The organism is Burkholderia sp. SR8 (assembly GCF_052851275.1).
In genome coordinates this window covers 13485-35180 of the sequence record NZ_JAULUC010000017.1, presented here as the reverse complement: position 1 = coordinate 35180, position 21696 = coordinate 13485, and the positions used below count along the sequence as shown (strand labels likewise).

At 68.2% G+C, this 21696-nt stretch carries 17 protein-coding genes; 8 read left to right on the top strand and 9 right to left on the bottom strand.

Features of this window, described 5'->3' with window-relative positions; all coding sequences use genetic code 11:
* Positions 1-98 precede the first annotated feature (98 nt).
* The gene (locus Q3A80_RS21110; protein ID WP_446330830.1) at positions 99-986 is read right to left on the bottom strand and encodes a LysR family transcriptional regulator; all 888 of its coding nucleotides are present in this window, start codon (positions 984-986) and stop codon (positions 99-101) included.
* Positions 987-1173: 187 nt separating this feature from the next.
* A complete protein-coding gene (gene ydiJ, locus Q3A80_RS21105) occupies positions 1174-4245 on the bottom strand; it encodes a D-2-hydroxyglutarate dehydrogenase YdiJ (protein WP_446330829.1) in 3072 nt (1023 codons plus the stop codon).
* A 153-nt stretch (positions 4246-4398) separates the two neighbouring features.
* Here ydiJ and Q3A80_RS21100 point away from each other — a divergent pair, with 153 nt between their 5' ends.
* On the top strand, positions 4399-5289 hold the full coding sequence (locus Q3A80_RS21100; RefSeq protein ID WP_446330828.1) for a LysR substrate-binding domain-containing protein: 891 nt from the start codon (positions 4399-4401) through the stop codon (positions 5287-5289).
* A 22-nt stretch (positions 5290-5311) separates the two neighbouring features.
* Here the strand turns inward: Q3A80_RS21100 and Q3A80_RS21095 are convergent, their stop codons facing one another.
* Complete coding sequence (locus Q3A80_RS21095) at positions 5312-6163, bottom strand: LysR substrate-binding domain-containing protein (RefSeq protein ID WP_446330827.1); 852 nt, start codon at positions 6161-6163, stop codon at positions 5312-5314.
* 106 nt (positions 6164-6269) lie between these two features.
* Between Q3A80_RS21095 and Q3A80_RS21090 the strand changes: the two genes are divergently transcribed.
* Positions 6270-6917: a LysE family translocator gene (locus tag Q3A80_RS21090; protein WP_446330826.1), complete on the top strand. Its 648-nt coding sequence runs from the start codon at positions 6270-6272 to the stop codon at positions 6915-6917.
* 189 nt (positions 6918-7106) lie between these two features.
* On the opposite strand, the gene sfnG is transcribed toward Q3A80_RS21090, so the two are convergent.
* Positions 7107-8210 carry a dimethylsulfone monooxygenase SfnG gene (sfnG, locus tag Q3A80_RS21085; RefSeq protein ID WP_446330825.1) on the bottom strand — a complete coding sequence of 368 codons (1104 nt, stop codon included), beginning with the start codon at positions 8208-8210 and terminating at the stop codon, positions 7107-7109.
* Positions 8211-8246: 36 nt separating this feature from the next.
* Positions 8247-8807, bottom strand: coding sequence for an FMN reductase (gene msuE / locus Q3A80_RS21080; protein ID WP_446330824.1), 561 nt, complete (start codon positions 8805-8807; stop codon positions 8247-8249).
* Positions 8808-9329: 522 nt separating this feature from the next.
* Between msuE and Q3A80_RS21075 the strand changes: the two genes are divergently transcribed.
* On the top strand, positions 9330-10454 hold the full coding sequence (locus Q3A80_RS21075; protein WP_446330823.1) for a sigma-54 interaction domain-containing protein: 1125 nt from the start codon (positions 9330-9332) through the stop codon (positions 10452-10454).
* 219 nt (positions 10455-10673) lie between these two features.
* Here Q3A80_RS21075 and Q3A80_RS21070 read toward each other — a convergent pair whose 3' ends face one another.
* Positions 10674-11972 carry a collagen-like triple helix repeat-containing protein gene (locus tag Q3A80_RS21070; protein ID WP_446330822.1) on the bottom strand — a complete coding sequence of 433 codons (1299 nt, stop codon included), beginning with the start codon at positions 11970-11972 and terminating at the stop codon, positions 10674-10676.
* Positions 11973-12299: 327 nt separating this feature from the next.
* Here Q3A80_RS21070 and Q3A80_RS21065 point away from each other — a divergent pair, with 327 nt between their 5' ends.
* Positions 12300-14000: a dihydroxyacetone kinase family protein gene (locus tag Q3A80_RS21065; protein ID WP_446330821.1), complete on the top strand. Its 1701-nt coding sequence runs from the start codon at positions 12300-12302 to the stop codon at positions 13998-14000.
* Positions 14001-14019: 19 nt separating this feature from the next.
* Here Q3A80_RS21065 and Q3A80_RS21060 read toward each other — a convergent pair whose 3' ends face one another.
* Complete coding sequence (locus Q3A80_RS21060; RefSeq protein ID WP_446330820.1) at positions 14020-14307, bottom strand: DUF1330 domain-containing protein; 288 nt, start codon at positions 14305-14307, stop codon at positions 14020-14022.
* A gap of 262 nt (positions 14308-14569) precedes the next feature.
* Between Q3A80_RS21060 and Q3A80_RS21055 the strand changes: the two genes are divergently transcribed.
* On the top strand, positions 14570-15952 hold the full coding sequence (locus Q3A80_RS21055; protein ID WP_446330819.1) for an MFS transporter: 1383 nt from the start codon (positions 14570-14572) through the stop codon (positions 15950-15952).
* A gap of 439 nt (positions 15953-16391) precedes the next feature.
* Here the strand turns inward: Q3A80_RS21055 and Q3A80_RS21050 are convergent, their stop codons facing one another.
* Positions 16392-17366, bottom strand: coding sequence for a LysR substrate-binding domain-containing protein (locus Q3A80_RS21050; protein ID WP_446330818.1), 975 nt, complete (start codon positions 17364-17366; stop codon positions 16392-16394).
* 131 nt (positions 17367-17497) lie between these two features.
* On the opposite strand from Q3A80_RS21050, the gene Q3A80_RS21045 reads away from it, so the two are divergent.
* From Q3A80_RS21045 to Q3A80_RS21035, 3 genes are all read left to right on the top strand, one after another.
* Positions 17498-18352, top strand: coding sequence for a class I SAM-dependent methyltransferase (locus tag Q3A80_RS21045; protein ID WP_446330817.1), 855 nt, complete (start codon positions 17498-17500; stop codon positions 18350-18352).
* Positions 18349-19185 (top strand): MFS transporter, encoded by an 837-nt coding sequence (locus Q3A80_RS21040; protein WP_446330816.1) that lies wholly within the window; start codon positions 18349-18351, stop codon positions 19183-19185. The genes Q3A80_RS21045 and Q3A80_RS21040 overlap by 4 nt, the downstream gene beginning before the upstream one ends.
* Before the next feature lie 206 nt (positions 19186-19391).
* A complete protein-coding gene (locus tag Q3A80_RS21035) occupies positions 19392-20153 on the top strand; it encodes a hypothetical protein (protein WP_446330815.1) in 762 nt (253 codons plus the stop codon).
* A 141-nt stretch (positions 20154-20294) separates the two neighbouring features.
* Here the strand turns inward: Q3A80_RS21035 and Q3A80_RS21030 are convergent, their stop codons facing one another.
* Positions 20295-21689, bottom strand: a complete 1395-nt coding sequence (locus Q3A80_RS21030; RefSeq protein WP_446330814.1) for an aminotransferase — start codon at positions 21687-21689, stop codon at positions 20295-20297.
* Between the last annotated feature and the right edge of the window lie 7 nt (positions 21690-21696).

Below are 21696 nucleotides of genomic sequence, written 5' to 3'. Positions count from 1 at the left end.
CCTTGAACGGAAATCTAGACGGCTGGCGCGGCAGCAACGAAGTGCTTGATCGGCAAGCGGGGCATCGCGATTCGCGATGTCCGCGTAAACCCGCTGCGTCAAGCGGCCGCGAGCGCGTCGATCAATGCCTGGACGGCCTTCAGGCGCGACGACTTCCTGAGCGCATGGACCTGCAGCGCGCGTTCGCGCGCCCACGGCTCGTCGAGCGGCCGGCGCACGAAGCCGTTCGAGCCGGCGAACGCCGACGCCGCGCTGGTCGGCACGATCCCGATGCCGAGCCCCGCTTCGACCATCCGGCACTGCGCATCGAAGCTGTTGACCGTCACCGACACGTTCAGCGCCATGCGCGCGGCGTCGGCGCGTTCCTTCAGCGTCCGGTCCAGCGAGCCGCCCGCCTGCAACGCCACGAGCGGAAAACGCAATACGTCGCCGAACGTCGGCGCGGGGAGCGCGGCGAGTTCATGATCGAGCGGCAGCACGACCATCAGCGGATCGTCGGCGAAGTGCCACGATTCCAGTCCGCCCGGGATCTTCGCGCACGCCGAGATGCCGACGTCGGCACGGTCGTCCACGCATGCGCGGATCACTTCGTCGCTGATCTTCTCCGTCAGCGCGATCTGCACGAGCGGATAGCGCGCCTGGAACGCCTTCAGCCGCTCCGGCAGGAAGCCGACGATCGCCGACGCATTCGCGTGCAGACGCACGACGCCGGCGACCTCGCCGCTCAACGACTGGACCTCGCGTGCGAGCGACTGCAGCTGGTCGTGAACCGATACCGCGCGGGAAAACGCGTGACGGCCGGCTTCGGTCAACTCGACGCCCGACGGCGAGCGGATCAGCAACGCAACGCCCATCGCCGCTTCGAGATCGGCGATGCGCCGGCTGAGCGCGGAAGGCGCGATGTGGTTGCGGCTCGCGGCCCGAGCGATCGAACCTTCCTGGACGACGGAAATGAACAGCTCGAGGCTGTACGGATCGATACGCATGCGGGTGGATCCCTGGAGTGTGGACGCGCACGGGCCGGCAACGCGGCCCGTCTCCCGGAATATTAGCAGCGGCGATGCGGGACGCTCATCGGTGCTAGCCGCGCTACGGCTGAAGCGCCGACGCGCTCGTGCGGCCGGACACGGGATCACCGAACCGCACCGCGCTGCGCCCCGCGCAAACCCGACGTCACCCCGCCGCCCTCACGTGATCGAGCAGCGCCTGCAGCGGATGACGCAGCTGTCGCGCGGACATGCGCTTCACCTGGCTGCGGCATGAATACCCGGTCGCCAGCGCTTCGCCGTGCTCGTCCGGCGCATCGACGTGCGCGGCCCATGATTGCGCATAGATCGTGCGCGACGTCTGCAGGTTGCGCGCCTCGTGCCCGTAGGTGCCCGACATCCCGCAACAGCCGGTCGCCTGCACCGCCAGACGCAGGCCGCGGCGCGCGAATAGTTGCGCCCACTGCCTGCCGCTGTCCGGCGCGTTGGTCTTTTCGGTGCAGTGCGGCAGCAGCCGGTACGCGGCCGAAACGCCGGCCGCGGCCGCGGCCGCGCCCGCACCCGCGCCGGCTTCCGGCAGCGCGTCCAGCAGCCACTCCTGCGGCAGCGCGACCTTCGGCACGTCGGCGAGCGCCGTGACCTTCAGGTACTCCTGCCGGTACGTGAGCGTCATTGCCGGATCGACGCCGACCAGCGCGACACCCGAGCGTGCGAGCGCGGCCAGTTGCGTCGCGTTGCGGATCGCCGCCTGCTCGAACGCGCGCAGAAAGCCCTGCACGTGCAGCGCCTTGCCGTTCGGCGCGAGCGGCGCGAGCCACACGTGGAAGCCGATGCGCGCGGCCAGTTCGATCAGCGTCGCGAGCTGCCCGGTGTCGAAGTAGCGCGTGAACGTGTCCTGCACGATGACGACGCTGCGCGCGCGCTGCGCATCGGTCAGCGCGGCGAGCGCGTGCGGATCGGCCGGCCGCACGTTCCATTGCCGGATCACGGCTGCGAGATCGAAGCGGCTCAACAGCGGGCTGTCGACCATCCCGACGTGCCGCTCGAGCAGCGTGCGCACCCAGCCGGCGCGCATCAGCCCGTTGTACAGCGCCGGCACGCGCGCCATCCACGGCATCGTGAATTCGAGCGAGCCGATCAGGTAGTCGCGCAGCGGCCGAAGGTAGCGCTGGTGATACAGCTCGAGAAAGCGCGAGCGGAACTCGGGCACGTTCACCTTGACCGGGCACTGCCCCGCGCACGACTTGCACGCGAGGCAGCCGGCCATCGCGTCGTACACCTCGTGCGAGAAGTCTGCCGCGCCGTTGCGCGCTTCGCGGCTGTTGCGCCAGCGCGCGGCGAAACCGCGCAGGAACGGCTGCCGCGCACGCGCCGCCGCGACGACGTCGACGCCGGCCTGCCCTTGCAGACGCAACCATTCGCGCATCAGCGACGCGCGCCCCTTCGGCGACTGCACGCGCTCGCGCGTCGCCTTCCACGACGGGCACATCGCGTCGTCCGGATCGAAGTTGTAGCACGCGCCGTTGCCGTTGCAGTGCATCGCGGTGCCGTAGCTCTGCCACACGCGCTCGTCGATCTGCCGGTCGTGGTCGCCGCGGGTCGGCACCTCGTCGATCTTCAGCAGCCGCAGCGTGGCGTCCGGCGGCGTCGCGATCTTGCCCGGGTTGAACTGGTTGTGCGGATCGAACGCGGCCTTCAGCTGCTGCAGCGACGGATACAGTTCGCCGAAGAACGCCGGCGCATATTCGGAACGCACGCCCTTGCCGTGCTCGCCCCATAACAGGCCACCATGGCGCTGCGTGAGCTCGGCCACCGCGTCCGACACCGGCCGCACCAGCGCGGCCTGCTTCGGGTCCTTCATGTCGAGCGCCGGGCGCACGTGCAGCACGCCCGCATCGACATGGCCGAACATCCCGTACTGCAGCCCGTAGCCGTCGAGCAGCGCGCGAAATTCCGCGATGTACGCGGCGAGGTTCTCGGGCGGCACCGCGGTGTCCTCGACGAACGGCTGCGGCCGCGCCTCGCCCTGCACGTTGCCGAGCAGGCCGACCGCGCGCTTGCGCATCGCATACACGCGCTTCACCGCGTCGTCGCCGGTCGCGATCGTGTGACCGAGCCGCTCGACGCTCGTGTCGGTGCGCAGGTGATCGACGAACGCGCGCACGCGTGCATCGACGTCGCCGGCATCGTCGCCGCAGAATTCGATCAGGTTGATGCCGAGCGTCGGGCGCGCGTCGTCCTGCGGGAAATACTCGGCCACGCTGCTCCACACGAAGTCCTTCATCGCGAGCATCAGCACCTTCGAGTCGACGGTCTCGATCGACAGCGGCTCGAGTTCGAGCAGCGCGCGCGCATCGCGCAGCGCGTCCATGAAGCCCGCGTAGCGCACGTTGACCAGCACCGAATATTTCGGGATCGGCAGCACGTTCAGCTTCGCCTCGACGACGAAGCCGAGCGAGCCTTCCGCACCGCACAGCACGCTGTTCAGGTTGAAGCGGCCGTCCGGTTCGCGCAGGTGCGCGAGATCGTAGCCGGTCAGGCAGCGGTTGAGCTTCGGAAACGTCGCGTCGATCAGCGCGGCCTTCTCGTCGCTGATGCGGCGCGCGGTGCGATACACCTTGCCGACGCGGTCCTGCCGCGCGCAGCGGCGCGCGAGTTCGTCGTCGTCCAGCGCGACGCTATGCAGCTGCTCGCCGCCCATCAGCACGAAGTCGAGCGCGAGCACGTGGTCGCGCGTCTTGCCGTACGTGCAGCTGCCCTGCCCGCTCGCATCGGTGTTGATCATCCCGCCGACGGTCGCACGGTTCGACGTCGACAGTTCCGGCGCGAAGAAGAGCCCATGCGGCTTCAGCGCGGCATTCAGCTGATCCTTGACGACGCCCGCCTGCACGCGCACCCAGCGCTCGTCCGCGTTGATTTCGAGGATCCGGTTCATGTTGCGCGACAGGTCCACCACCACGCCGTCGGTCAGCGACTGTCCGTTGGTGCCGGTGCCGCCGCCGCGCGCGGCCACCGCGACGTCGCGGTGCGCGGGTTCGGCGAGCACGCGCGCGACGAGCCGCACGTCGTCCGCGTGCGCCGGGCAGATCACCGCTTGCGGCAGGCGCTGGTAGATCGAGTTGTCGGTCGCCTGCACGGTCCGGTTCGCATGGTCCGCGCGGATCTCGCCGGCAAATCCGGCGGCCTGGAGGGCCGCGAGAAAGTCACGGTAACGGCCCTCGGGCGGGCTGACGGGACGGGGCAACGGAGCGATCGACATGGGATGAAAGCGCGAGGTGGCTGGAACCGGTGCGCGGCCTCGATCAGAATCATGAGTTTTGAGCAAGGTTCCGCGCGGCCCGGAAATCCAGTATCTTGCGAACGAGCGCGAGAAACAAACGAATTCTCCCCCGACAAAACTTGCATAAAACTCATGAATTACCGTCGCCTGACCCCGTCGATGTCGCTGTTGCTGGTGTTCGAGGCCGCCGCGCGCCACGAAAGCTACACGCGCGCGGCCGATGAGCTGTCGCTGAGCCAGAGCGCGATCAGCCGGCAGGTGCAGACGCTCGAGGATCAGCTCGGCGTGCCGCTGTTCCGGCGCGAGGGCCGCTCGGTGAAGCTGACCGAAGTCGGTCGGCGCTACTTCGTGGAGCTGAGCGGCGCGCTCGGCCGGATCCGCGGCGCGACGCTGCAGGCGATGTCGCACCAGGCCGGCGCCGGCACGCTGCGGCTCGCGACGTTGCCGACGTTCGGATCGAAATGGCTGCTGCCGCACCTGCACGGCTTCTACGCCGCGCACCCGGGCGTGACCGTGCACCTGCATTCGCGGATCGGCGACATCGATTTCCACACCGACGATCTCGACGCGGCAATCACCGTCGGCGCCGGCGACTGGCCCGGCCTGCACGCGCACCGGCTGTACAACGAGTTCCTGATCGCGATCGCGAGCCCCGACGCGGCCGGGCGGCGCAAGGCCGAAGCGCGCGCGCCGGCATGGGCGGCCGGGCAGACGCTGCTCGGCGTGACGAGCAATCAGCACGCATGGGCCGAATGGTTCGCGCATTTCGGGCTCGATCATCGCGAGATGCGGATCGGCCCGAGCTTCGAACTGACGTCGCACCTGATCCAGGCGGTGCGGGCCGGGATGGGAATCGGCCTCGTGCCGAAGGTGCTGGTGGAAGACGAGCTGTGCCGCCGCGAGCTCGTGGCGATCGGCGACGCGATCACCAGCCAGCGCAGCTACTACCTCGTGTATCCGCCGGAAAACGATACGTTGCCGTCGCTGGTGGCGTTCCGCGAGTGGCTGATGAAATCGTGCTGACGCGCCGGCGGACGCGGGCCGCTCACGCGCGCCATTCGCCGAGAATCTGCTCGGCGAGGTAATCGCACGGCGGCCGCGCGGACTGCGCGCTGCGCGCGAGCACGACCTCGAGTTCGCCGAGCGACGGCAACCCGTGGCTCTCCGACAGCTGCAACAGATGATCGGGCACGCAGCAGCGCGCGAGCGGCGCGACGGCGAGGCCGGCCTCGACCATGCTGAGCAGCCCGAGAAAGCTCGGGCTTTCGTAGGACATCCGGTATGGAATCTTCCGCCGGTTCAGCGCCTTGACCGCGTGATCGCGCGCCATGCTGCCGCCGTGCGTGAAAAACGCCACCGGCAGCGGCCGCTCTTCCCACACATCGCGTTTCGGCGACCCGGCCCAGACGAGCGGTTCCATCCGGATCAACTCGCCCGTCACGCCCTTGATCCGCGTGAGGCACGCGAGGTCGACCGTGTTGTCCTTCAGCATCGGCACGAGCGCGCTGCTCGGCTGGCCGATCACGCGCACTTCGACGCGCGGATGCATCGCGGCGAACTTGCCGAGCACCTGCGGCAACAGCGACGACATGTAGTCGTCCGGCACGCCGATCGTCACGCGGCCGCGGATCTCCGGCCGCACGACCGACGCCCACGCCTCGTCGCGCAGCGCCAGCATCCGGCGGCCGTAATCGGCGAGCATGCGGCCGTCGTCGGTGGCCGTCACGTTGCGCGTGTCGCGGATGAACAGCGGCTTGCCGAGCGCATCCTCCAGCGCCTTGATCTGCATGCTCACCGCCGACGGCGACCGGTGCACCGCCTGCGCACCCTGCGCGAACGAACCGGACTCCGTCACCGCCACCACCATCGCCAGCACGTCGAGATCGAGCTTTTTCATCGAGTTCAGAAAATCTGATCAATCGATTCAGTTTATCCCGTTTTACTGTCCGGCTCCATGATCGGACAATGCATGTCATCGACGTTCATCGCAGAAAGCGGCAATCATGCATACCTCCGGCTCGCTGTACGGATTTCTGGTCATCGGCGGGATGCTCGCGGTCACGCCCGGGCCGAACATGGTCTACGTGATGTCGCGCTCGATCGCGCAGGGGCGCACCGCCGGGCTGATTTCGCTGGCGGGCGTGATGGTCGGCTACCTGTTCTACATGTTCGGCGCCGCGTTCGGGATCACGACGCTGTTCCTGAGCGTGCCGTATGCCGGCCCCGTGCTCGGCGTGGTCGGCGCCGCGTATCTGCTCTATCTCGCGTGGCAGGCCGTGCGGCCCGGCGGCCGTTCGCCGTTCGAGGTGCAGACGCTGCCGACCGAGCAGCCGCTGCGGCTGCTCGCGATGGGCGCGACGACCAGCGTGCTGAATCCGAAGCTCGCGATGCTGTTCGTGTCGCTGCTGCCGCAGTTCATCGATTACCGGCAGGGCAGCGTGTTCGGCCAGTCGCTGTTTCTCGGTTCGTTGTTGATCGCGGCGTTCGCATCGGCGAACGGGCTCGTCGCGATCTGCTCGAGCGGCATCGCGACGTTCCTGCGCGGGCGGCCGGCGCTGCTGCTCGCGCAGCGCTGGGCGATGGGCGCGGTGCTCGGCGGGCTCGGCGTGGAAATGCTCGTCGATGCGGCGAGAATGGCGGCGGTGGCGTGACGCGGGACGAGGAGCAGTCGGTGTCCTCCGCCTACTTCACGTCCTCCGCGCCGGACGCGCTGCACGCGCCGCACGCGCTGAAGCAGCGAACGTCGACGGCCGGCGACACGCGCCGCCGGCCATGACGTTCACCTGATTGCGCGAACCGTGGCGCGGCTGCGATAGGCCGCAGCGCGCCGCTGACCTGCATCACGCAGCCACCGCCTGCCGCTGCGCTTCGAGCTCGCGCACGAGCGGCAGCACGCGCTTGCCGAAGTACTCGACTTCCTCGATGAAATGCAGGAACCCGGCGAGCACGAGGTCGACGCCGATCGCCTTCAGCGCGACGATCCGTTCGGCGATCTGCCGCGGCGTGCCGATCAGGTTCGTGCGGAAGCCGTCGTTGTACTGCACGAGATCCTCGAACGTCGACTTCGCCCAGTTGCCCTCGCCTTCCGGCGACGCCTTGCCGGCCTCCTTCACCGCGTCGCCGAACGCGTGCACGGCCTCGACGTGCGCATGCCGGATGATGTCGTCGAGCACGGCCCGCGCTTCTTCCTCGGTGTCGCGTGCGATCACGAACGCGTTGACGCCGATCCGCACGCGATGGTTGTTCGCGGCGGCCTTCGCGCGGATGTCGTCGATCTGCGCCTTCAGGTTCTCCGGCGTATTGCCGTTCGTGAAGTACCAGTCCGACACGCTGGCCGCGTTGTCGCGCGCCGCGCGCGAGCTGCCGCCCTGGAAGATCTCCGGGTGCGGCTTCTGCACCGGCTTCGGGCTCAGCGTGTAATCGTTGAAGCGGTAGAAGTCGCCCTTGAACGTGAAGTTGTCCTGCGTCCAGATGCCCTTCAGCGCCTGGATGAATTCCTTCGAGCGCCGATAGCGTTCGTCGTGCTCCAGCCACGGCTCGCCGATCGCGGTGAATTCGCCCTTGAACCAGCCGCTGACCACGTTGATCGCGATCCGGCCGTTCGAAATGTGGTCGATCGTCGCGAGCTGCTTCGCGACCACGGCCGGATGCCACGGGCCCGGCAGGATCGCGGCGAGCACCTTGAGTTTCGTGGTTGCGTGCAGCAGCGCCTGACTGAACGACACCGACTCGTGCTGGTATTCGGCGCCGTAGCCGGCCGTGAAGCGGATCTGGCTCAACGCGTAGTCGAAGCCGGCCGCCTCGGCCGTGCGCGCGAGCGTCTGGTTGTATTCGAGACTCCAGTCGGTACGCTGCTCGATCGTGCTGACGACGAGGCCGCCGCTGACGTTCGGCACCCAGTACGCGAATTTGACGCCATCGGCCGAAGGTTCGTGAATGCTCATGAGGGATCCTGATCGAAGGGAGAAACGAAACGTGCGTTACGCGGCCACGGCCGCCGGCGCGCGCCGCTGCAGTTGCGGCACCGCGCGGTCGACCGCGAGCGCGATGCGCGCGCGCAATGCGGGATTCGCGATCTCGTAGCGGTCGAAATCGCTTTCGGATGCGTACACGCCGAGCGGCAGCGTGCGCGCCTGGAAGAAGCTGAACAGCGGGCGCAGCTGATGGTCGATCACGAGCGCGTGGCGCTCGCTGCCGCCGGTGGCAGCGAGCAGCACCGGCACATCGACCAGCGATTCGTGATGCACGAGATCGAACAGATGCTTGAAGAGCCCCGTGTACGACGCGCGATACACGGGGCTCGCGACGACGAGCGCATCGGCCGTCTCGATCGCGCGGATCAGCGCATCGAGATCGGGCGGAACCTGGGCGCGCTTCAGCGCGCCGGCCAGCCCGGTGCCGATGTCGCCGAGTTCGATCAACTGCGTGCGGACCGGAAGAGCGTCGCCGAGCGCCGCGACGATCGCGTTCGTCAGCGCCAGCGTGCGCGACGGCCGTTGCAGGCCGCCCGAAATGGCGACGACGTCGAGGGTGTTGCTCATGCAATGCGTTCCCGTGGTCGAGCGGCGCGGGATCGCGCCGGTAGCGTGTCGGGTTCGCAAGGAGCGTGCCATTGTCGACGGATGCGGGATCGCGCCGATCATCTGCCATGCGACATTCAGGCGGGCGCCCGGCATACATGGCATCGCGCGCGATATAGCCGGATGTGGCAAGCGTTCCGGCCATTGCGTCACATCGATATTCCGCCACGCGATGAACCGGCGGAAACAGTGTTGCTGCTGCGCTGCTGCCCGATCAGCAGTTTTTCACGGACGGTTGCTTCCATTTACCGCATGCGCGACGTTCGGGCACCGCCGCAGCGAACGCGATGACATCGAATGCGCTGGCGCAACAGCGCGCGTCCACGCCGCCGCATCCTGCGCAGCAATCCCGCTTTGGTTATCAGAAATCGATGTTTCCCGTCCGGCGCAAAACGCTGAACACTTTGCTGACCACGCAGCAGCCGGACCGCGGCGCCCGTCGTCGCCGTCCGGCCCGTTCGATCGACTCTCGCCTTCATCGCCATGACTTCCCTGTTCGCCCCGCCGCGTCCGGTCAGTCTCCGTGTCGTCGCCGCGCAACCGGCCGACTCGCGCGACGCCCCCGTCCTTCGACTTCCCGCGCAATCCGCGCCGGCCCGCGCCCGCGCGCACGTGTTCGTCGATCCGCGTTCGCTCGCGCTGCTCGAGCGCGTGCGGCGCGTCGCGCCGAGCGACGCGAACGTGCTGATCGTCGGCGAGACCGGCACCGGCAAGGAGCTGATTGCGCGCCACGTGCACGACCTCAGCGGGCGCGGCGACCAACCGTTCGTCGCCGTGAATTGCGGCGCGCTGTCGGAAACGCTCGCCGACAGCGAACTGTTCGGTCATGAGAAAGGCGCATTTACCGGCGCGGCCGGCGCGAAGCCGGGCTGGTTCGAGGCCGCGAACGGCGGCACGTTGTTTCTCGACGAGATCGGCGACCTGCCGCTGTCGATGCAGGTCAAGCTGCTGCGCGTGCTGCAGGAGCGCGAAGTCGTGCGGCTCGGCGCGCGCGCCGGCATCCCGATCGACGTGCGCGTCGTCGCCGCCACCAACGTCGACCTGCAGCAGGCCGTCGTGGCCGGGCGCTTTCGCGGCGACCTGTTCTACCGGCTCAACGTCGTGCGGCTCGACGTGCCGGCGTTGCGCGAGCGACCCGCCGACATTCTGCCGCTCGCACGGCACTTCTTCGACGAATACCGCAGCCGCGCAGGTTACGGACCACGCAGCATCGATCCGCGCGCGGCGCGCCGGCTCGAAGCGCATGTGTGGCCCGGCAATATCCGCGAGCTGCAGAACGTGATGCATCATGCGCTGCTGGTGAGCCGCGACGACACGCTGAAGGACACCGATCTGAACCTGTCGTCGTCATGCGTGCCGGCCGCGGCTGCGGGGGCACACGCTGCCGGCAGCGGCGTTTCCGCTCAGCAGGCGTTCGAGGAAGCGCTGTGCGCGCTGTTCGACGACGCGCACGGGAACCTGTTCGAACGGATCGAGGACACCGTGATGCGCGTCGCATTCGACTTCAGCCACCGCAACCAGATCCAGGCCGCGCGACTGCTCGGCATCAGCCGCAACGTGCTGCGCGCGCGGCTGATTCGCGCGAAGGTGATCGCGGCGGTCAAGTAGGGCGGCGCGCGTCCGCGATGCGACGGCGAGCGGTGCCGACAGCTCGCGGCGATTCGTCTGCGGCGTGGGCGAGGAAAGCGAGCGATACATACTCGCCTGCGCGAACAACGAACAACGAACAACGAACAACGAGCAACGAACAGCGAGCGGCGAGCGGCGAGCGGCGAGCGGCGAGCGTAAAACCGCACACCGCCCTGCCGCTCACGACTCCGTGCGTCGCTACTTCCCGATACCGCCAAGCAGCGACGTGACCGGCGCGAGCGGATTCGCCGCGGTGCCCGCGCTCGAGCCCGCGCCGCCCGCCGCACTGCCAAGCGTGCCCGTCACCGTCGATACCAGACTGGTCACGGGCGCCAGCGGACTCGCCGCGCCCGCACCCGCGGCGCCGCCAAGCGTACCCGTCACCGTCGACACGAGATTCGTCACCGGCGCGAGCGGGCTCGCCGCGCCGGCGCCGGCCGTACCGCCGAGCGTGCCGGTCAGCGAACCGAGCGGTGTCGATCCGAGTGCCGACAGCACGCCACTGAGCGGCCCCGACGTACCCGAGCCGCTCGGCGGCGGGCCATTCTTCACGGTCGCGACCGACGCGCCGGCGAGGCTCACGATCAGGCCGGGAATCGGCGCCGCGCCGTTCGGGCCGTTGTAATCGACGAGGCCGCCCGCGTTCGTCACTGTGTTGCCGACCGCGCCGACGACCGCGCCGGCCGCCGCGGCAAGCTGATTCGCGGGGCCGACCGCCGGCTGCGTCGGCATCCCCATCCGCCAGCCGACCGTCGACAACGCGCCGCCGACCTGTCCGAGCACGCTGGCCACCGGCTGCCCGAGGCCCGTCGTCGCGCCGATCTGCTGCGTGGCCTGCCCGGCCGTGATGACGAGCGGCGTGACGGCCGAGCTGATCTGTTGCGTGACCTGCTGCACGGGCCCCGACGACAGCGTCGAGCCCAGCGTGCCGCCCGCGGTGCCGAGGCCGCCGGCCACGGTGTCGAGCGCCGCGCCGACGGGCGTCGTGACCGGTGCGAGCGGCGCCAGCGGTCCGGAACCGAGCGCGCGGACGGTCTGCGCCAGGCCGGCCACCGGATTCGCGGTCTGGCTGACGACGTCGCCGAGGCCGGCCACCGTCGTGCCGACCGGATTGGCAATCGAGCCGATCTGCCCGAGCCCGTCGCTGAGCGCGTTCGACGCGGCGCGCGTGATCGTGCTGACGCTGGCGATCGTGTCGCCGGCGCTGCGGGTCACGCCGTTGCCGAGGCCGGGCAGCGTGATGTCGCCGACGATCGAGCCGGTCGTGATGGCGAGCGCGCCCGCCGTGCTGACGACGCCGCGCGTGCCGGGCGCGCCGCTGGTGCCCCAGCCGCCGTCGGTCACGCCATCCGGGCCGGGATTGGTGGTAGTGACGGTCGCGCCGCAGGTGCTGGCGGCCGCGCTCGACGGCGCGGCGACATCGCTGCCGCCGCAGGCGGTCAGCACGCCGGCGGCGGCCAGCACCGCAGCGGACGTGAAAATGCGGGTTCGATACATGATGGTCTCCTCGCGGTCCGGGCGATGGAATGTTATGAAGGACCGGGGAACGATCAGCATTTTTCGTGCCATTGGCGCGCGCGCACGGCCGGGTGCACCGCCGACCCACGCCCCGCATGCGCATGCGCCGCATCCCCGCTATCCGGTTCTACGCGTTGCCGGCCCCATGAGCGCCGTCGTTTTGGTTACATTCGTGCTACGAATGCTTCGATGTTACGTAACGTCGGCGTGCGCGGCGCCGTATGCTGGCCGCACCGCCTGCTCTTCACCGTGTTGCCGGCCCGCGCCGCACGCGTGCCGGCACCCCACCGTCAGGAAACCGTCGCCATGAAACAGCTCGTGAACCGCCCGTCCGATGTCGTGCGCGAAATGCTCGAAGGCATCGCGCGGCAATCGCCGCATCTCGCGATCCTCGGCAACGAGCACGTGCTCGTCCGCCAGCCGCTGCCCGAGCCGTCGCAACGCCCCGTCGCGATCCTGTCCGGCGGCGGCAGCGGCCACGAGCCCGCGCACGGCGGTTACGTCGGCGAAGGGATGCTCAGCGCGGCCGTGTGCGGCGAGGTGTTCACGTCGCCGTCGACCGATGCGGTGCTGGCCGCGATCCGCGCGAGCGCCGGCCCGAACGGCGCACTGCTCGTCGTGAAGAACTACACCGGCGACCGTCTCAATTTCGGGCTGGCCGCCGAACTCGCGCGCGCCGAAGGCATTCCGGTCGAGACGGTGATCGTCGCCGACGACGTCTCGCTGCGCGGCCGCGTCGAACGCGGCCAGCGGCGCGGGATCGCCGGCACCGTGCTGATCCACAAGCTGGCCGGCGCGGCCGCCGCGCGCGGGCTGCCGCTCGCCCGCGTCGCGGCCATCGCGCGCGACGCGGCCGCCGAACTCGGCACGATGGGCGTCGCGCTCGATGGCTGCACGATTCCCGGCGCCGACAGGTCCGGCTTCAGTCTCGGCGCTCACGAAATCGAGCTCGGCCTCGGCATCCACGGTGAAAAGGGCGTCGAACGCACCGCGCCGCTGCCGGCCGACGCGCTCGTCGACACGCTGCTGTCGAGCATCGTCGCCGATCTCGTGCTCGATCGCGGCGAGCGCGTCGCGCTGCTCCTCAACGGCCTCGGCGCGACGCCGGACATGGAACTGGCGATCGTACTGCGCGCCGCGTACGACAACCTGAGCCGGCGCGGCATGATCGTCGCACGCGCATGGGCCGGCACGTTCCTGTCCGCGCTGAACATGCCCGGCTGTTCGATCTCGCTGCTGCGCCTGAACGACGAACGCGCCGCGCTGCTCGACGCACCGACGCAGGCGCGTGCATGGCCGGGCGGCGGCGCCGTCAACGAACGGATTCGCGTGGCGGCCGCGGCGGCCGCGGACACGCCGCTGCCGCCGCTCGATGCGGCCGGGCGCGCATGGGCGGCCCGGTTGCAGCCGGCGCTGCAGGCGGTCGCGCAAGCGCTGATCGACAACGAAGCGACGCTGACCGAACTCGACACGGCCGCCGGCGACGGCGATCTCGGCGCGAGCATGCACCGTGCCGCGCAGGCGATCCTCGCGTTGCCGGAAGCCGCATTCGGCACGCCGGCCGGTGCGCTGGCGGCGCTCGGCGCAGCATTGCGCCGCGCGATCGCAGGCAGCTCGGGACCGTTCTATGCGACCGCGCTGCTGCGCGCGTCGCGGCGCCTCGCCGGGACTGCCGAGCCGTCGGCGCGCGACTGGGCCGCGGCGTTTCGCAGCGCGGTGGATGCGATCGCCGAGCTGGGCGGCGCACGCGCCGGCGATCGCACGATGCTCGACGCGCTGATACCGGCCGCCGATGCGTTCGACCATGCGCTCGACGACGACCGCGACCACGCGAGCGCGTGGGCCGCAGCGGTGCAAGCCGCGGAACGCGGCGCGCAGCAGACGGCCGGCATGACGCCGCGCGCGGGCCGCGCGAGTTATCTCGGCGAGCGCGCGATCGGCACGCCGGACGGCGGTGCGGTGGCCGTCGCGTGCTGGCTGCGGGCGCTGCTGCCGCACATCGAGTAAAGCGCGCGCGCGCCTGCGCTCAGACGCCCTCGACCAGCACCGCGCGATAGCGCGCGCCCTTGAACCGGTGCTGGACGACCGTCTGGTATTCGGGGCCGTGATACCACGCGTGCGCGGCCTCCTTCGACGGGAACTCGACGATCACGACGCCTTCCGGGCCTTCACCCTCGAGGATCTCCTGCTGCCCATATGCGGCGAGCACCTTCACCGGATGGCCGGCAAGGGTCGCGCCGACCTTGCTTCCGTAAATGTCGAGCTCACGCTGGTCCTGCGTGCTTTCCCGTGTAAAGACGATGTAGGTCGCCACGATATGCGCTCCTGATGAGTTGCGAAAAATGGGGGCGCCACGCGCGGCACTGCCCGAGAAACGCTGCGTGGCTGCGCGCAGCTTACAGGTGTTCGCGGACCGGCGCCGCGGCAGGCCGGGCACGGCCCTGCCGGCCTCGCCCATGGCGCGGGAAAACCCCGATCTCCACATCGTCCTATGACATCGGGCATCGCTAATTGGCGGGATTACTTTGATCCTCGTCGGCGCCCATCCGGGCGCATGCTGATAGCGAGGACCCCTCATGCGTTACGTGCCATCGTGGACTTCCGTTTCCGCCGCCGCGTCCGTTCCGGACGAGACGGCTTCCCGCGGCGACGAGCCGCACAGCCTGCCGCGCGTCGCGATCGCGGCTGCCGCCCTCGGCAATGCGACCGAATGGTTCGATTACGGCATTTACGCGTACGGACTCGCGTACATTTCCGCGGCGCTGTTTCCCGGCAACACGGCCAGTGCGACGCTGTTCGCGCTCGGCACCTTCGCGATCTCGTTCCTGATCCGCCCGCTCGGCGGGCTGTTCTGGGGCCCGCTCGGCGACCGTCTCGGCCGCAAGCGCGTGCTCGCGCTGACCGTCCTCACGATGTCAGGCGCAACGTTGCTCGTCGGCTTGCTGCCGACCTACGCGAGCGCAGGCTGGCTCGCGCCCGCGGCGTTGATCGTGCTGCGCATGATCCAGGGCTTCTCGACCGGCGGCGAGTACGGCGGCGCGGCGACCTTCATCGCCGAATACGCGCCGGATTCGCGGCGCGGCCTGTGCGGCAGCTTCCTCGAATTCGCGACGCTCGCGGGCTTCTCGCTCGGTGCGCTGCTGATGCTCGGATTTGCGCTGCTGCTCGGCGATTCCTCGATGCATGCGTGGGGCTGGCGCCTGCCGTTCCTCGTCGCGGCGCCGCTCGGGTTGATCGGTTTCTACCTGCGCTCGCGGCTCGAGGAAACGCCGGTGTTCCGCGAACTCGAGGAACAGGCGCACCGTCGCGAGCAGGCCGCGCCGACCGCGCTGCCGATCGGGCAGTTGCTGGTGCGCTATGCGCGGCCGCTGCTGCTGCTCGGCGGGCTGGTCGTCGCGCTGAACGTCGTCAACTACGTGCTGCTCGCGTACATGCCGACCTACATGCACAAGGAACTCGGCGTCAGCGAGAACATGTCGCTGCTGATTCCGCTGATCGGCATGCTCGCGATGATGGTGCTGCTGCCGTTCGCCGGCTGGCTGTCGGATCGCGTCGGCCGCAAGGCGATGTGGTTGATCTCGCTCGTCGGGCTGTTCGTCGCGGCCGTGCCGATGTTCACGCTGATGACGCACGGCGTGCTCGGCGCATTCGTCGGCTTCGCGGTGCTCGGGCTGCTGTACGTGCCGCAGCTGGCGACCATTTCGGCGATGTTCCCCGCGATGTTCCCGACCCACGTGCGGTATGCGGGCATGGCGATCGCGTACAACGTGTCGACGTCGCTGTTCGGCGGCACCGCGCCGATCGTCAACGACTGGCTGATCGGCAAGACCGGCAACACGATGATTCCCGCGTACTACATGATGGCGGCGTGCGCGGTCGGGCTGGTCGCGCTGTCGGCGGTGATCGAGACGCGCGGATGCTCGCTGCGCGGCGACACGGTACCGGGGCAACCGGGCTGACGCATTCGCGACGAAGCGCGTCCGGCTTCCCATAAACGGCATCCTTCGCATCGCCCGCCTTCCGGCAACGGAGGCGGGCGATGTGCGTTTCGGGCGGGGACGCGGCGGGCGCGGCGGGCGCAGCGCGGTTGCGCCGGCGCTCGAGCCGGACGTATGCACGGTCGACGGCGCTGCGCGCATCGACGAACAGGCGCGGGCGTGAAATCGGACTGTTCGCAACCCAGTCGAAACCATGGACTGAATGGCGCTGTTCGGCGAGCAGCAACCGTTCGCCATCGCGACAACGCGCTGATCCGAGCGACTGCTTCGCCCGGACCACGGACCTCGATGCCCGGGTGGGGTTGAACTGGTCAGCGGCGCTGCGTTCGTCGATGCCGATCCAGTCACGATGGCGGCTCGATGCTCGTTCGCAGCGCTGACGGCCCCATGAAGGCAAACGTCATCCTCCTTTCGTCGATCCTGCATGCCCAGCGTCGTCAGGGCCGGCCTGGCCTTTACCCTGGCGCGCCGCGTAGCTCTTCACGTGATCGATGAACGTACGCAGCTTCGGCATGATCTGCCGACGGCCTGGATAGTAGAGACACACACCGGGTATCACCGGCGCGAACGGCTCCAGCACCTGCACCAGTTTTCCCGTTCTCAGCCCTTCGGCGGCCATTGGCCCGGGCAACTGGGCAAGGCCCAGGCCTTCGACCGCCGAACCCAGCATGGTAGGGAAATCATGCGCGATGAGCGGACCCGATACGACGACCTCGAGCGCGCGGCCGTCGTCGTTGAATGACCACGGGGCGAGCGCGCCGTTGGATCGCCGCCATCGCAGACATGCATGTTCGCGCAGATCCTCTATGTGTTCGGGATGGCTTCGGCATGCGAAGTAGGCAGGGCTGCCGACGACGATGAGCCGAAACGGGGGCGTCAACGGCACCGCGACCATGTCGGCGGCGACGAACTGACCGAGCCGGATGCCGGCGTCGAACCCTTGCGCCGCAAGATCGATCAGCTCCTCGCTCGCGGCGATCTCCACTTCGACCTCGGGATAAGCCTTGCAGAAGGATGCAATCAGCGGTTCCAGCAGGATCGGCACCACCGCGCGCGGCACTGAGAGACGCAACAATCCGACGGGCCGCTGGCCGAGTTCGCGCGCAACCTCACCGGCGGCGACCAGTTCTTCGAAGGCGGGCTTCGCACGCGACAGAAACCGTTCGCCGGCTTCCGTCAGACCGACACTGCGTGTGGTGCGAATGAAGAGCGCTGCGCCAATGCGCGCTTCAAGCGCACGCACCACCTGGCTGACGGCCGACGGCGTCACGCCGAGTTCGGCGGCTGCCCGGCGAAAACTGCGATGCCGGGCAACGCTGAGGAACACCTCCACACCATCGAGCGCACCCTGCCTCACTGTGAAGTTCTGCTTCATGGCCCGTCAACATTGTGATGAATAGTCGCTCGGTAAGCGCCATGGTACACCTACGCCTGCGGATGAGGCGGTGCGCCGATCCCGACTCGCCAGTCCCGAACAATCCGCTGAAGACCGTGGAGGAAATCGCAATGAACGACGCGCTCGATGGCATACGCGATCACTATCGCGCGACTGGCCTGACCGAACGGCTGAAAGTCGCACTCGCGGTCCTTGGACCGGAGAATCAGCCGCTCACACCGCAGCAATTGGCCCCCGTCGACCAGTTTCACACCCGCGGGATGGCTGCCACCGCCGAACTGGCCGGGCTGGCCGGGATCCGCGCCGACCTGTCGGTGCTGGACGTCGGTTCGGGCGTCGGCGGGCCGGCCCGTTTTCTCGCTGCTGCCCATGGCTGCCGGGTGACGGGTATCGACCTCAGCGAACCGTTCGTGGAAGCCGCTCGCTATCTCACCCGGCGCACCGGGCAGAGCGAACAGGTATCGTTCCAGGCCGCCAACGCGCTGGAACTCCCCTTCGACGACAGCCGCTTCGATGTCGTGTTGTTGCAGCATGTGGCGATGAACATTGCCGATCGCGCTCGGCTTTACCGAGAGATCCGCCGCGTGCTGAAGCCCGGCGGCAAATTTGCGACGTTCGACGCCGTCGCAACCGGCAGCGAACTGCACTATCCCGTTCCCTGGGCGCGAACCCCGGCCACGAGCTTTCTCCTGACGGCCGAAGCAACACGCGATGCAATCGAGCAAGCAGGTTTCCGCACGTTGGCGTCGCAAGACGATACCGACGCCGCAAAAGCCTGGAGCACCCAACTGCGCGCGTCCGGGCCGCCGCCCTCGCCAAATCTTGGCGTGGTGCTGGGGCCGGACTTCCCGCAGCTTGTCGCCAACCTCGGACGCAATCTCATGGAAGGCCGACTCGGTATCCTCACTGCGGTGTTCGAGGCCGCTTCGACTCAGTCCAGCAATCACACGGAGTGCCGATCATGACTTCTGCCGCTGTTCCCGCCGGTATCGTCCCGCCGCGTCTTCCTTGGCGGGGCTTGCTCTGGATCACGCCGCTGACGGTCCTGTGGATCGGCTTGATCTACTGGCAGCCGATCATCCCCGCCAGCGGCGTTCCGACCACCGCTCACCAACTGACGGCCCATGCGGTCATCGCGGTCGGCTTATGGCTCGGCCTCGACAGCACCGACCTGACGCCGAGCCAACGCCGCACGACCTGGCTTGCGGTCACGATCCCCTACACGCTTTGGTTCGCTGTGGCCTGGAGCGCCGCCATCAACGGCGTCTTCCGCGCGAACACCTTGCCTTCATCGGCGCCGTTGCTGCCGTTGGCGATCGTTCTACCGGTGCTGATCGGTGCACCCCTGTTGCTGTTGTCGAAGCGGGTGGGGCAGGTGCTCGATGCGATGCCGGTGACCTGGCTCGTCGCCATTCAGCTTTACCGCGTATTCGGCAGTTGGGCGCTCGCTGCGTGGCTGCGTGGGGTGATGCCCGGCGTGTTTGCGTTGCCGGCGGGAATCGGCGATGTGCTGACCGGGGTGTTCGCCATACCGGCGGCAATCGCGGTTGCAGCCGGCACGGCGCAGGGCCGGAAAGCGGCGATCATCTGGAACATCTTCGGCCTCGCGGACTTCGCCATTGCAATCAGCCTGGGGTTGATCACTTCGCCGGGCCGGTTCCAGCTGATCGTTCCGAACGTGCCAAGCATCGGCGCCGGCGCTTATCCGGATGTGCTGACCCCGGCATTCGTGGTGCCAAGCTCGATCCTGCTGCACGCGTTGTCGCTGCGTCAGTTGTTCCGCCGGTCCGCCGGGTGAACGCGTCGCTGCCCGTGGTCGAGGATCCTGTCCGGCCCGTTGCGCAACGTCGCACATGCCCGTTCCGGTTCTCGCGCCGAGGCCGAGGGGCGCTTCGAGTTGCTCGCCAGTCCCGTGGGCGCCGCTCAAGCTTTTCGCCAATGATCCGATAACCCGTGCGTCCGGCAAATATTTGGCCAACGAACAGGCGTGGAGATAGAACGCACATGTTATTGAACAAACGAAGCATCGCCGCGCTGATGCTCCTGATTTCCATCGCGAGCCATGCGAGCGATACGACGTCCGAAGTCGACCGTGAAAAACTGGCCGCGGTCAGGACCGTGACGGTCGTCTATCCCGGCAAAGCGGTGTACATCGCATTCGGCCCGTCGGGCCCCATTCACATCCCGGTTCCAATTCCAGGTGCCGGCGTCGTCGGCGCGCTGGCAACGGGAGCCGTCGCGGGCGCCGTCAACGCCGGGCTCAACAAGCACGACAACGACTCGCCGACATCGCTCAACGACCTCGTGACGGCCCAATTAGGAGATACGGGGCTCAACCGGCGCTTCACCGACAGTATTGAAGCGGTTCTGCGAAACCACGGCTTCACCGTAAAGGAGGTCGATGCGTCATCGCCGGGTCTGCCCACGATCAAACCGGACGGGCACCGCCTCTGGCAGGCAAGCGGCACGCCCTACCAAGGGAGCGATGCGGTTTTGTTCGTGCGCGTCGGAACAGGTTATGTCACGCCGGGCGCTCGCCACGCGTACACGCGCAGAGTCATCGGCGACATCGTCATGTTCAGGAGCGACACGTATGATGCCGTTCTCCGCCAACATGTCAACTGGAAGCAGTCCGACGACCCATACAGCTATTCGTCAATCGAATCGTTGGAAAGCGATCTTCGACATGCAATCGATGGCCTCAACGAAGGCCTGATGGCACAGGTTGATCCGTTCGACAAGTTGCTGGACTCGCTTCAGCGCTGAAGAATATCGAAGCGTTCGCACGAGAAGCAATGCCGCGCGGCTACCCGAACGCGCGAACGAACAACTGCAAAAAACGCCGCCGCACTTTCGTGCGGCGGCGTCATATCATGCGCCTGCGCGCGCCTCAGAACCGCGGGACACTCATGCGACCGCCGAAAGATTGCGCTCCGCGACTTCGTCCACCGCTTCCTTCACGATCCCGACGATCTCGTCCGCTTCCGCACGCGTCATCACGAGCGGCGGCGCAAAGCCGAGAATGTCGCCGTGCGGCATCGCGCGGGCGATCACGCCGCGCTGCAGCGCCGCGGCCGATACCTGCGCGCCGATCTTCAGCGCCGGGTCGAACGGCGTGCGCGCGTCCTTGTCGGCCATGAACTCGAGCGCGGCGAGCATCCCGACGCTGCGCACCTCGCCGACGAGCGGATGCGCGCCGAATACGTCGCGCAGCTTCGCGCCGAAATACGCGCCCACTTCCGCCGCGTTGCCGACCAGGTTCTCGCGTTCGAGAATCGCGAGGTTCGCGAGCGCGGCGGCCGCGCACACCGGGTGGCCCGAATACGTCCAGCCATGCCCCATCGGCCCGTGTTCCTGCGAGCCGCGCGCGATCACGTCCCACACCTTCTCGCCGACGATCACGCCCGACAGCGGCGCGTATGCGCTCGTCAGCCCCTTCGCGACCGTGATCAGGTCGGGTTCGATCCCGAAGTGCTGCGCGCCCATCTTCGAGCCGAGACGCCCGAACCCGCAGACGACTTCATCGGAGATCAGCAGGATGTCGTGCTTGCGCAGCACGGCCTGGATCGCGGGCCAGTAGCCGACCGGCGGCTCGATGATGCCGCCCGTGCCCATCACCGGTTCCGCGATGAATGCGGCGATCGTGTCGGCGCCTTCGCGCGCGATCAGCTTCTCGAGTTCGTCGACGCAGTACGCGACGAACTGCGTTTCGTTCATGCCGGCCGGCGCCTTCCGATACCAGTGCGGACACACGGTGTGCTTCACGCGATCGATCGGCAGGTCGAAATGCTGATGGAAGCTCGGCAGGCCCGTGAGGCTGCCCGTCACGATGCCCGAGCCGTGATAGCCGCGCTCGCGCGAGATGATCTTCTTCTTGTTCGGGCGGCCGAGCACGTTGTTGTAGTACCAGACGATCTTGACCTGCGTCTCGTTCGCGTCGGAACCGGACATCCCGTAATAGACCTTCTTCATCCCGGCCGGCGCCCAGTCGATGATGCGCGACGACAGCTCGATGATCGCGTCCGACGAGTGGCCGACATACGTGTGGTAATACGCGAGCTGCTTCGCCTGCTCGTACATCGCGTCGGCCACTTCGGTGCGGCCGTAGCCGATGTTCACGCAATAGAGGCCGGCGAACGCGTCGATATAGCGCTTGCCCTGGTGATCCTCGATGCGGATGCCTTCGGCGCCGCGCACGATCTTGCCCGGCAGCGCGCCACTCTCGTGGTCGTACGCGTGCGTCGACGGGTGCATGAAGTGGGCGCGGTCCTCGCGCAGCAGTGCGTCGATCGATTGTTTCATGATGAAC

Bases quoted from the DNA above. Each gene is read 5' to 3' on its own strand.
- Q3A80_RS21095 (WP_446330827.1), bottom strand. From the start codon at position 6,163: ATGAAAAAGCTCGATCTCGACGTGCTGGCGATGGTGGTGGCGGTGACG.
- Q3A80_RS21050 (WP_446330818.1), bottom strand. From the start codon at position 17,366: ATGAAGCAGAACTTCACAGTGAGGCAGGGTGCGCTCGATGGTGTGGAG.
- Q3A80_RS21055 (WP_446330819.1), top strand. From the start codon at position 14,570: ATGCGTTACGTGCCATCGTGGACTTCCGTTTCCGCCGCCGCGTCCGTT.
- msuE (WP_446330824.1), bottom strand. From the start codon at position 8,807: ATGAGCAACACCCTCGACGTCGTCGCCATTTCGGGCGGCCTGCAACGG.
- Q3A80_RS21030 (WP_446330814.1), bottom strand. From the start codon at position 21,689: ATGAAACAATCGATCGACGCACTGCTGCGCGAGGACCGCGCCCACTTC.
- Q3A80_RS21035 (WP_446330815.1), top strand. From the start codon at position 19,392: ATGTTATTGAACAAACGAAGCATCGCCGCGCTGATGCTCCTGATTTCC.
- Q3A80_RS21040 (WP_446330816.1), top strand. From the start codon at position 18,349: ATGACTTCTGCCGCTGTTCCCGCCGGTATCGTCCCGCCGCGTCTTCCT.
- Q3A80_RS21075 (WP_446330823.1), top strand. From the start codon at position 9,330: ATGACTTCCCTGTTCGCCCCGCCGCGTCCGGTCAGTCTCCGTGTCGTC.
- Q3A80_RS21065 (WP_446330821.1), top strand. From the start codon at position 12,300: ATGAAACAGCTCGTGAACCGCCCGTCCGATGTCGTGCGCGAAATGCTC.
- ydiJ (WP_446330829.1), bottom strand. From the start codon at position 4,245: ATGTCGATCGCTCCGTTGCCCCGTCCCGTCAGCCCGCCCGAGGGCCGT.
- Q3A80_RS21110 (WP_446330830.1), bottom strand. From the start codon at position 986: ATGCGTATCGATCCGTACAGCCTCGAGCTGTTCATTTCCGTCGTCCAG.
- Q3A80_RS21100 (WP_446330828.1), top strand. From the start codon at position 4,399: ATGAATTACCGTCGCCTGACCCCGTCGATGTCGCTGTTGCTGGTGTTC.
- Q3A80_RS21045 (WP_446330817.1), top strand. From the start codon at position 17,498: ATGAACGACGCGCTCGATGGCATACGCGATCACTATCGCGCGACTGGC.
- Q3A80_RS21070 (WP_446330822.1), bottom strand. From the start codon at position 11,972: ATGTATCGAACCCGCATTTTCACGTCCGCTGCGGTGCTGGCCGCCGCC.
- Q3A80_RS21090 (WP_446330826.1), top strand. From the start codon at position 6,270: ATGCATACCTCCGGCTCGCTGTACGGATTTCTGGTCATCGGCGGGATG.
- sfnG (WP_446330825.1), bottom strand. From the start codon at position 8,210: ATGAGCATTCACGAACCTTCGGCCGATGGCGTCAAATTCGCGTACTGG.